Source organism: Nitrospira sp. BLG_2 (genome assembly GCF_049222245.1).
Genome location: NZ_JBLYIG010000567.1, coordinates 1 through 11,104 on the forward strand (window position 1 = coordinate 1; position 11,104 = coordinate 11,104).

The 11,104-nt window shown below is 55.6% G+C and carries 10 protein-coding genes; 5 read left to right on the plus strand and 5 right to left on the minus strand.

Annotated features, from left to right (window positions below; genetic code table 11):
* The 3 genes from ACOSYY_RS15140 to ACOSYY_RS15150 form a co-directional block, all read right to left on the minus strand.
* The coding region (locus tag ACOSYY_RS15140) for a class I SAM-dependent methyltransferase (protein WP_421663394.1) at nt 1–602 on the minus strand (602 nt) is incomplete at its 3' end.
* Entirely contained in the window at nt 602–1,084 is a 483-nt protein-coding gene (locus ACOSYY_RS15145; protein WP_421663396.1) for an MOSC domain-containing protein, read from the minus strand. The genes ACOSYY_RS15145 and ACOSYY_RS15140, both read right to left, overlap by 1 nt.
* A 2-nt stretch (nt 1,085–1,086) precedes the next feature.
* Complete coding sequence (locus tag ACOSYY_RS15150; protein ID WP_421663397.1) at nt 1,087–2,016, minus strand: 50S ribosomal protein L11 methyltransferase; 930 nt, start codon at nt 2,014–2,016, stop codon at nt 1,087–1,089.
* Between the two features lie 67 nt (nt 2,017–2,083).
* Between ACOSYY_RS15150 and ACOSYY_RS15155 the strand changes: the two genes are divergently transcribed.
* The 3 genes from ACOSYY_RS15155 to ACOSYY_RS15165 are packed head-to-tail and all read left to right on the plus strand — an operon-like array spanning nt 2,084 to nt 8,414.
* The gene (locus ACOSYY_RS15155) at nt 2,084–3,943 is read left to right on the plus strand and encodes a MutS family DNA mismatch repair protein (RefSeq protein WP_421663399.1); all 1,860 of its coding nucleotides are present in this window, start codon (nt 2,084–2,086) and stop codon (nt 3,941–3,943) included.
* A complete protein-coding gene (locus ACOSYY_RS15160) occupies nt 3,940–7,428 on the plus strand; it encodes an acyl-[ACP]--phospholipid O-acyltransferase (protein WP_421663400.1) in 3,489 nt (1,162 codons plus the stop codon). The genes ACOSYY_RS15155 and ACOSYY_RS15160 overlap by 4 nt, the downstream gene beginning before the upstream one ends.
* A complete protein-coding gene (locus ACOSYY_RS15165) occupies nt 7,425–8,414 on the plus strand; it encodes an amidohydrolase family protein (protein ID WP_421663401.1) in 990 nt (329 codons plus the stop codon). The genes ACOSYY_RS15160 and ACOSYY_RS15165 overlap by 4 nt, the downstream gene beginning before the upstream one ends.
* Nucleotides 8,415–8,498: 84 nt before the next feature.
* Here the strand turns inward: ACOSYY_RS15165 and ACOSYY_RS15170 are convergent, their stop codons facing one another.
* A complete protein-coding gene (locus tag ACOSYY_RS15170; RefSeq protein WP_421663402.1) occupies nt 8,499–9,185 on the minus strand; it encodes a hypothetical protein in 687 nt (228 codons plus the stop codon).
* A gap of 290 nt (nt 9,186–9,475) precedes the next feature.
* On the opposite strand from ACOSYY_RS15170, the gene ACOSYY_RS15175 reads away from it, so the two are divergent.
* Both ACOSYY_RS15175 and ACOSYY_RS15180 read left to right on the plus strand, forming a co-directional pair.
* Nucleotides 9,476–10,351 carry an undecaprenyl-diphosphate phosphatase gene (locus ACOSYY_RS15175; protein ID WP_421663404.1) on the plus strand — a complete coding sequence of 292 codons (876 nt, stop codon included), beginning with the start codon at nt 9,476–9,478 and terminating at the stop codon, nt 10,349–10,351.
* Nucleotides 10,352–10,363: 12 nt separating this feature from the next.
* The gene (locus tag ACOSYY_RS15180; protein WP_421663406.1) at nt 10,364–10,624 is read left to right on the plus strand and encodes a DUF2024 family protein; all 261 of its coding nucleotides are present in this window, start codon (nt 10,364–10,366) and stop codon (nt 10,622–10,624) included.
* An 87-nt stretch (nt 10,625–10,711) separates the two neighbouring features.
* Here ACOSYY_RS15180 and lspA read toward each other — a convergent pair.
* On the minus strand, nt 10,712–11,104 hold a 393-nt coding region (gene lspA, locus ACOSYY_RS15185), incomplete at its 5' end, for a signal peptidase II (protein ID WP_421663408.1).

An 11,104-nucleotide genomic window follows, 5' to 3' on the forward strand; every position in this document is an offset into this window, starting at 1 on the left:
CGGGTGAGGTTCATGCGGGCCAGCTGTGAGCCGATCTCGTCCTCGGTAAAAGCCGCCAGCAGGGAATTGTAAAAGTCGCGGCGCAGAATGTCCGGCTCGTTAGCGGCGTAGTGGTCGACAATGGCCTGGGCCGCTTCCGGCGAGTCCGGACGGAGGAGATCCATGACCAGCACCGGCGCGCCAGGTTTCACCAACTGGCGAATCTTCTGCCAGAACTGCAATGGATTCGGCAGATGATGAAGCAGGCTGTTTGAAACCACGGCGTCAACGATTCTCGCGCCGGCGATATCTTCATACCGTTCGCAGCGCAATGAAATACGGTCTACCAATCCGGCTTCCTTTACTGCTTGTTCACCCAATTGAATCATCGGCGCCGAGGCATCGATGCCGATGACCTGGCAAGAGGGATACAATTTGGCCAATCGAATCGGAATATCGGCAGGGCCGCAACCGAGATCCAATACCTTCCCCTGAGAAAACTCCGAATAATATTCCTTGAAGCGATCGACGAATCCTTGATTCTCCTCGGCAAAATCAGCGCGCGCGTAAGCTTCGGCCTGCGCCGGATCGTCCATAAGTTCCGGCTCTAGTATCCGATTCACTACATACCTCCTATCTCTACTGCGTCTCCCGGCCGCACCACGCCGCCGCGCAGCACCCTCGCATAGACACGACTCCAACCTGGGTTTAACTTCTGCGAAATGCGCGAGAAGTCCTCCTCTCGAAACCACCTCTTATTATGGATACAGGGCGTCGTATAGCTCGTCACTTCGAGCAAAATATCGGGCCCGATGGTCAATTGGACGCCTGGCCGCACTAAGTCCCAGTCCAAGCCTGACAAGGTGAGGTTTTCTCCCGATGACCCGGCATCAATCGGATGGCCTTCTTTTTGAAGTTGTTCGATAAGTTCGAGCAAAAATAGACAGACCGCGCGATCCGGCCCGCCATGGAACTTCAGGTTGCGCTGGCGATCACCATCCAAGCCCCGTTCACTCACCTTGGCCTCCCAAACCGGCAGCTTCGGAACGCCTCCGTCGGAGGCATTAATCTGATACACATGCGGATAGGGTGGCCTTGTCGACATCGTCACCCCTCCCCATCGCAGGATTCCGGCCTGAGCCATTTCATCGCCACCCAGCCTTCCTCTTCACAGCGTTCGGAGCAGACCAACCCAAGACTCGAAAACCGCTCGACGATTTCCGGTTCCTGCTCGACAAGAATGCCGGAGACCATGATTCTTGCTCCTCTCAACGCAAAACTTGCCACATCGTCGGCGAGATCCAAAATCGTTTGCCGGTCAAGATTAGCCAGCACAAGCTCGGCGGTCCGCCGCTTTTCTTGCGGCAGGTCAACCAACGTACCGCAGATGATCTCGATCCGATCCTTCAACCTATTGTGTGCGACAGATTCCGTCGCGCAATCTACGGCGACTGAATCAACCTCCACTCCGATGGCAGATGCCGCGCCCAGCTTGACAGCTGCCATGGCTAGAATTGCGCTCCCCGTCCCCACATCCAAGACCACTTCCCCACCGCGGATTTCTTTTTGCAGCCATTCCAGCATCATGCGAGTGGTCGCATGATGGCCGGTGCCGAACGCCTGCTTGGGGTCCAGCACGATTTCGATATCTTTCGGGCCGAGCGCGACTGATTCCCAACTCGGACGGATGACCAGCCGACCGATTCGGAGCGGTTTGACGGAGCGGGCCCACGCTTCATTCCAGTCCTGCGCCGGCACCTGTCGCACTGAGAGGGAAAGGTTCTCGATCGATGGCGCAAGGTCGGCAAGGACCAGACGAACCGAAGCAAGCCGATCCTCGTTCCATTGGTCCTCCGACCAATAGAGATGGACAACCCCCTCATCCTCCCAAGCGCCCTGGATACTAGAATCATCAAGTCGACTCAGCAGCTCGCCTGCGTCGACACGCTCTTGGATACAGACGTCAATCCAGTCGTTAGCCATTGCCATTTCGAAATTGATGAACCGTGACAGGCTCTCCTTCCGACGTGACCACACGAGATTCGCTTCTGACACTCATGTCGACATTTGACGTTCCTATCCGTTCCCAGTAAGGTCGCCTATTATGGCCAGCTCGCGCATGACGCGGATCGAAACGATTATCCGACGCATCGACCGCCTGATTATTCAAGGAACAAGGAACAGCGCAACATTCACACGATGGCGATTGGCTATTTTCCTCATCGGCCTCGTCGGCACTGTGACCCTCTACAAGCTCGATTGGTACCATAGCGGCAATCTTGCTCTCGTAGCATTCTTAGCGCTCTTCATCACTGTGGCCGCATATCATAACAGGGTAGAAACGCGGATTCACCGGCTTCGGCAATGGAAACAGATCAAGCAGGCTCATCTGGCTCGGATGGCGCTGGATTGGGCCGCGATTGCTCCAAGACCCGGTGAAACTCCAAAGTCCCATCCATACGCCGCCGATCTGGATCTCTTCGGCGCGCATTCACTGACACATCTTCTCGACACCACGGTATCCGATCATGGCAGAGGGCGTTTACATAGCTGGCTGCTGGAGCAGCCTCCTACCCCGTCACATTGGCGCACACGGCAGTCTTTGGTGAAAGAACTGGCATCTCGCTCCTTATTTCGTGACCGTCTTGCACTCGAGGCCAAACTGACTGGAGACCAAGAAATCAACGGCAGACGGTTGGCTGCCGTGCTTGAGCATCCGACCGGCTTGCCTCACGTCGACACCATCCTTGCCGTCCAAAGTTTTCTCGCCCTTACAACGATCAGTCTTGCTTTACTCGCGATGTTCGGCCTGACTCCTGGATATTGGATGTTTTCATTCGCGGCTTATGTGCTGATCTACTTCATGACCGATCAAGGTGAAGAGCTGTTGGAGCATGCCGTCGGACTTCACCATGAAACCGAGCGGCTCGCCACAGTCCTCGGCTATATTGGGCAACATACAAGACGACGAGACACGGCGCTCGCTTTCGCCTGGACGAGCCTGATCGGTGAAGCCAGCCCCATGCTGCACCTTCAACAAGCCGCACGGACACTTCATGCGATCAGCATCAAGGCCCATCCTCTCGTCCATTTGGCCGTCAACGCATTCTGCCCATGGGATCTGTGGTTCACTCGGCGATTGATTCACATCCAGCACAGGATCAAGGATGCCCTCCCTCAGTGGCTGGACTGCCTGGCAGAAATCGAAGCGGCATCGGCTCTGGCTACCTTTGCCTATCTCCATCCCGATTACACATGGCCCGATCCCCTCATCACCGCCGGCGAACAGAACGGAACACCCCCTGCTTTCCACGCCGACCGACTCGGCCATCTGTTACTGCCGGCTAAGACCCGTGTGACCAACGACGTTCATCTGAAGGAGCTCGGCTCGATTCATTTGATTACCGGCTCCAACATGTCCGGCAAGAGTACGTTCCTGCGTACGATCGGCATCAATCTCTGCCTTGCGCAAGCCGGCGCTCCTGTCTGCGCCCATTCATTTGAATGGACGTGGAGCCGGCTGGCCTGTTGCATTCGTGTCGATGATTCGCTCGATGCCGGTCTGTCGTTCTTCTATGCCGAGGTCAAACGACTCAAGACGATCCTCGATGCGACCAAAAACATGACCGCGCCACCTGTCTTGTTCCTGATCGACGAAATCTTCAAAGGCACCAACAACCGGGAACGGCTCATCGGCAGCCGGGCTTACATCACCGAACTGTCTCAAGGAAACGGTTTCGGCCTCGTCAGCACCCATGATCTGGAGTTGGCGGAGTTGGAGTCCGCCGTTCCGAGGCTCGTCAATGCACACTTTCAGGAAACCGTGTCAGCCGGCGCCCTGGAGTTCGACTACCGGCTCCGACCGGGCCCGTGCCCCACGACGAATGCCCTGAGAATTATGGAGCTGGAAGGCCTTCCTATTTCCCCAACACTCAATCTCAGGCAGAATGGCCCTCACGGATGACCACCTCGACCGGTTCTGAAACTCCACCTTTGTCACATCCCCTTCGGGGTCTCTTGATCGCCCAATTCTGCGGAGCCTTCAACGATAACGCGTGGAAACTGATGGTCGCCTTGCTCGCCATTCGACAAGCGACGGCAGGCATGGCACCGGGCCCCGCACTGGAGACCGCTGCCCAGACACAGACTGCCATGGCATTTGTCATTTTCACGCTGCCATTGGTGTTGCTCTCTCTTGTCGGAGGCACATTGGCCGATCGCGTGAGTAAGCGGACGGTCATCATCGCCATTAAGTTTGTCGAGGTTTTCCTCATGGCAACCGGCACAGTCGCACTCTGGCTGAATCCGGCCGGAGGTGTTCTGCCCTTGATCGTGTTATGCGGCATGGGTGCGCACAGCGCCCTGTTTAGTCCTTCGAAGTACGGGATCCTTCCCGAATTGATCCCGCACGAGCGGCTTGCGACCGGCAATGGGCTCTTGGAGATGTGGACCTTCGCCGCAATTCTGACAGGTACCGCAGCCGGAGGATTCCTTCTACAAATCGCCGGGGATGAGCGTTGGCTGGCCCCGCTGGCATTGACCGGCCTCTCGATCATCGGCCTCATGACAGCCTTCAACATTCCTCTCGTGGCACCCGCCCGCACCGTCGGAGGCGTGGGAGCCACCGTCCGAGGCGCATGGGCAGCGATTCAATCCGAACGGATGTTGCGCATGGCCATTCCCATGGAAATCATGTTCTGGACCATTGCGAGCCTGTTCGGACAGAACGTGCTCGTCTATGCAAAAGCCGTTTTGCATTTGTCTGATGCGATGTCCGGTCTTCCACTCACCATCTTGTCTGTGGGTATCGGAATCGGAGCAATGCTTGTCGGGCGAATCTCCAAGAACCGGGTCGAATACGGACTGATTCCGATAGGCGCCATCGGCGTATTTCTCATATTACTGTCGCTCGGCGTCGTGGCACCCCCGTTGACAGGGACCTTCATGATGATGGGAATGCTTGGGATATCCAGTTCATTCATCTTCGTTCCGTTGAACGCCATTCTCCAATGGAAATCTCCACCCGATCGGCGCGGTGCCGTCATTTCGTTCTCCAACACGTGCGTCTTCACCGGCATCTTATTTGGATCACTGGTAGGCGGCTCCTTGGCCAACGCCGGCCTCTCGACAACCGGCATTTTCTTGGCCGCGGCCGCAATGACCTTGGGCGGCATAGGGTGGGCACTTTGGTTTTTGCCCGACACGTTCATTCGGCTGGTGCTGGTCATTCTCACCAACACGCTCTATCGGCTTCGCATCGTCGGTCAATCTCATGTTCCACAATCCGGCGGAGCGCTCCTCGTTCCCAATCACGTCTCCTTTGTCGACGGCATGCTGCTGATCGCCAGCTTGGATCGATCCGTGCGTTTTGTCGTTGATTCGCAATATGCCGAACAGCCGATCTTCAAACCTTTCATGAACGCGCTCCGAGTCATCCCCATTTCCTCTCATGGAGACTTGCGGGTCATTTTGAAAGCGCTCCGCGATGCCGGTGCGGCCGTCGAGAAGGGAGAACTCGTTTGCATCTTCCCTGAAGGCCAAATTACGCGTACCGGAACGTTATTGCCCTTCCGACGAGGTTTCGAGCGGGTCGTGAAAGGACGCACAGCGCCCCTCATCCCGGTTCATCTCGACCGTGTGTGGGGTAGCATCTTCAGCTTCAATCGCGGCCGCTTTCTGTGGAAAATTCCGGAACAGCTTCCGTACCCCGTGACCGTCTCGTTCGGCGCGCCTCTGCCGCCGAGTACACCGACACACGACCTGCGTGAAAAGATTCGGGAGCTCGGGGAAGCAGCCTGGCAGCTCAGGAAACCGAGTCGTCGGCCGCTCCATCGCCAATTTATCCGATCCATGCGCCGCTATCCTTTCCGCCTGGCTATGGCCGACCACAACCGTCCCCGTGTCTCATCGTTGCAAGCTCTCATCGGATCAATCGTCCTCGCGAGAGCGCTTCGACCGTTTTGGGAGGGCCAACAACGAGTGGGCGTCTTGCTGCCACCCACGGTCGCCACAGCATTGGTGAACGTCGCCGCGCCCCTCTGCGGGAAGACCATTGTGAACTTGAACTACACCGTCGGGAAATCCGGGCTAGAAGCCGCCGTGGGACTGGCGGACCTGCGCACAATCGTGACAAGCCGTGTCTTCGTTGAAAAAGCCAAACTTGAACTGCCGGATGGGCCGTCGGTGGTTTGGCTGGAGGACGTTGCCGCGACAATCACCAAGGGGCAGAAAGTGCTGGCTGCCCTGCTGGCCCTCTTCGCTCCTTGCCGTATTATCGAACACGCCTGCGGGCAGGCAACTCCGCTCACTCCCGACAGCATGGCCACGATCATTTTCAGCAGCGGCAGCACCGGAGAACCTAAAGGCATCATGCTGTCGCACTTCAACATCGATGCCAACAGTCAGGGTGCCACACAGGTGCTCCATTTTTATCAGGACGAGCGTGTCCTCGGCATTCTGCCGTTCTTCCATTCATTCGGATACATGGTGTTCTGGTTTGTCATGTCCAATAATGCGGCGATCATCTTTCACCCGTCCCCCCTCGATGTGGCGGCGATCGGCGAACTCATCCGGCGACATCGGATCACCTTTATCGTCACCACGCCGACGTTCCTGCAACTCTACTCTCGCCGTTGTACGCCGGAACAATTCGGTTCGGTGCGGGTAATTCTCACCGGCGCGGAAAAATTATCGGCAAGACTCGCAGAGGCCGTCGAAGATAAGTTTGGGATCGGACCGATCGAAGGCTATGGAGTTACGGATTGTTCTCCGGTCATTGCGGTCAATTGCCCCGACTTCCGCGCAGCCGGCTACTATCAGCCGGCCTCACGCCGAGGCACCGTCGGTCAACCGCTTCCCGGTGTGTCCGTGCGGATTGTCGATCCTGATAGTTACGCACCACTCCCGGCCGGCACACCCGGAATGTTGCTCGTGAAAGGCCCGAATGTGATGAACGGCTATCTTGGCCGCGAAGATCTCACCGCTGAAGCCATGCGGAACGGCTGGTACATTACCGGTGACATCGCATCCCTGGATGAAGACGGATTCTTGACGATTACCGACCGGCTGTCACGGTTCTCAAAAATCGGCGGCGAAATGGTCCCCCACGGCACGGTCGAGGAAGCCTTGCAACAGGCCGCTGAAGCCGACACGCAAGTCTTTGCCGTAACCGGTCTCCCAGACGAGAAAAAGGGGGAGCGTCTCGCAGTCCTCCATACGCTTGAGGAATCCCGTATTCCTCACATTCTGGACAAGATCTTGACGAGCGGCCTGCCCAATCTGTTTATCCCGGGAAAACACCAGTTCATCAAGGTCGACGCGTTACCGGTCCTTGGGACGGGTAAGCTCGATCTCCGGGGTGTGAAGCGCATTGCGATGGAACGACTTTCATTGCATGAGCCGTCGGAAGTGATGAGCAAGGAAGCGGGCCAGAAAACGATTGACGAATGACAGCCACCACATCGCTTATCGATTGCCACGTCCATCTTGCGGCCTTGCCCGCCGGGGACAATGGTTGCTTCATCTCCCCAAAACTGCTTCGAAGTCCGCTCTTTCGCTTCATGCTGTGGAAACATGATCTCTCGCGGATGCAGCCGCAGGAGGCCAATCAGCGATATCTGGATCACCTCCTCGCGGAGTTGCGCGCCTCACGGCATGTTTCAAAAGCGGTGCTGCTCGGCATGGATGGATTTTACGATCGGACCGGCTTGCTCAATCGGCAGCATACGGACTTTCTCGTCAGCAACGATTACGTCTTCAAGACCGTCCAAGCTTATCCGGATATGTTTCTGGCCGGTCCGTCGATCAATCCTCAACGTAAAGATGCCATTGACGAAGTTCACCGTTGCGCCGATGCCGGCGCCGTCTTGATCAAAGCTTTGCCGAACGCCCAGCACTTCAACCCGGCTGACGAGAAATATCGACCGTTCTATCGGGCATTGGCGCAACGGAGATTGTTCTTCTTGAGCCATGTCGGCTACGAATTCAGTTTGATCGGCAAGGATCAATCACTCGGAAATCCCGATCGGCTCCGCCTGGCACTCGAAGAAGGAGTAACCGTCATCGCGGCCCACGCTTGCAGCTATGGCCTCATGTTTTATGAAAAATTCATTCCAACCTTCTGGGAATTGTCCAAGCGCTATCCTAATTTCTATGCCGACATTTCAGCCATCACCCAACCCCATCGATTGAAGATGCTGCTGCATCTTAGGCGCCACCCGGAGATACAATCCCGCCTCCTCTTTGGAACCGACTACCCACTATCGGTCTTCCACTTGGCAGCCTGGGGCCGTGTGGGCCTCGGCAGGTTGTGGAACATGATTCGTACAAAAAACCGATTCGACCGACAGGTTGAGGTCTGCAAAGGACTCAATCTTGATTTTTGCTCACTCGGAGATATGCTTTCAGATCCAGCGACTCATAAAGATAATCAGTGAATGATCATGACGTGATGAAGACGAAAAAAGGGCCGCCCTTCAGAGAAGGGCGGCCCTTTTAGAATGCAAAGGCGTTCCCGTTCGTTATGGACTGACCGAGATCCGATCCTTGATCAGATCAAAGGTTTCCTTTGGAACCACGTTTTTCGCCACCAATTCGCCCTTCACGCGATAGGGGCGATTGCTTACGATGCGATCGGCCTCATCTTGCTTTAGTCCGAGGAAGAGAATCATGTCGCTCGCTGAAACCTTATTAATATTCATCGCCGCCGAAGTCGCTGCCGGAGGAGCTGCAGCGGTTCCGGATGGAGCCTGACTGGGTGTCAATGTCGCTGTTTGATTCGACGCCCCGGCATTGGAGCGATCTTTGAGCTCCTTTTGATAACGGGCAACCAATGATTTCAGCGTATCGTTATGGCGTTTCACGTCCTGATATTCCTGCCGCACGTTCTTATTCTGCGCCGATAGCGCTTTGACTTTGTCCTCAAGTTCCTTGGTTCGTCCTTCAATCGCGCCCCGCTCGGCATCGCGCCCGTGCTCAATGCGCTGGAGTTCATCACGAGCCGCTTGTGCTTCATCTCCGAACTTCACGTTCAATTCTTTGAGGGTTCGAACCTGTTGCTCCATGGCGCTTTTCTGTTGACGAGTCTTCTCCAGTTCCATCTTAACGTTATCTGCCTCGGCCAACGCGTCTTGATATTTCTTGTTGGATACGCAACCAGTTGCCAACACTGCCCCAACCAACACTATCGCCGTCCACTCGCCTCTCATGCGATCCTCCCTCCATCAAATCCTACAGTTGCCTGTGTAGCATGTGGAATCCCGCTTCTACTTGGCTGCCACGCGGTGCGTTCAGTTCTTTTCCTTGTGTGTATGCCAACATCCGGACGTTGTCAATATATTTGCTTTTGTGGAATCGTTCCGTTCTGCGATCACCAATCACAAACCATACTGTGCTTGACGGATCGTCGTCGCTCTGTGATTATCGCTCACATTCTACCAAAGATGGACGTGAGGGTTGAACCCTCTCGCTCACCGTCCTAAATCCTGCATGGTGTACGATGAATGAATGGGGTCCAGCGCTCGCAGTAATACTGGGGATCGTCGAAGGACTCACGGAGTTTCTACCCGTCTCGTCCACGGGACACCTTATCGTAGTGGGCCATGCCCTCGGTTTCACCGGCGACGTAGCTGCCAATGCGGAAATCTCCATTCAGTTGGGTGCAATTCTTGCTGTCATCGTTTTTGAACGGGAAAAAATCAGGCGGCTTCTGTCCGGCGCCTGGCTGGAACAGAAGGCATTGCGTGCAGTCCCGGTAAACCAACCGCACGTCCCATGGTCCGATCGCGTCAAAGACTCCATGCGCAGCCATCCCAATTTATGGTTTTTGCTGGGACTCGGGATTGCCTTCTTGCCGGCGGCCATACTCGGCCTGTTGGCTCATGGGTGGATCAAATCGCATTTGTTCACTCCCCTGACCGTGGCCGCGACATCGATCCTCGGAGGTATCATCATCCTCATCGTTGAAGCCACGAAACGGACCAGTCATGCGATGAGTCTGGACCAAGTGTCGACGGTCCATGCATTCTGGATCGGGCTGGCACAATGCGCCTCTCTGATTCCAGGTATGTCCCGATCCGGCTCAACCATCATCGGAGGCCTGCTCTCCGGGCTGGACCGAAAAGTGGCCACGGAATATTCCTTCTTTCTCGCCCTTCCGACCATCATCGCGGCTACAGTCTATGAAACGTGGAAGGCACGAGGCACGTTTACCGATCATGATTTTTTGGCGCTTGGCCTTGGTATGCTCGTCTCATTCCTGGTGGCCTGGGCTGTCATCGCCGTTTTTTTGACCTATGTCCAACGGCATACCTTGCGCGTCTTTGCGTACTATCGTATTATCCTCGGGATTTTGGTCATATTGATCGTCCGCTGAAAGGAGTTCTGCATGTCCTCGGATACGATTCATGTCTACGATACCTGGGTCACCGGCAAGAATGGTCGCATTCACTTCGATGTGATGACGACGGATGAAGCCACCGCTCTCAAACTCGCCAAGGAGTACCTCATCAGCATCGGGGAACCGACTGCGACCATCACAACGAAAGAGTGCCAATTCTGCCACAGCGAACCGCTGTCCATGTTCTCGGCGGAGCAGCAGAAGCAAGCCAAAGAAAAAGGCGGATTTATAGTCCGAATGCCGACCTAACCCGAGTTTTTAGTGTTGAGTATTGAGTTTTGAGTTCAGTACTCGCAACTCAACACTAAAAGTCCTCATTGTATTACGGGACGGGTATTACGGGACGGAAGAGGTCTCGGAGGCAGTAGAAGGGTCGGCCCGTTTCTCAAAGGCAAAGTGAATGATTAGAAAGATCACTCCAACGGTGATGGCAGAATCCGCTACATTGAACGCAGGCCAATGATAGTTTTCAACATAGACATCCAAAAAGTCGATCACTTCGCCAAAACGCAGCCGATCGATTAAGTTGCCGATTGCGCCGCCGAGAATCCCCGCGACACTGACACGCCCCATCCAATCCTGTTCCGGCATCCGTAGTAAAATCGTGCCCAGCAGTCCAAGCGCAAAAATCGACGTCAACCCAAAGAAGACCATCCGAAACGCGTTACTGCTCCCGGCCAGTAGGCCGAATGCCGCCCCTGGATTGCGGATATAGGTCAAACTGAAGAG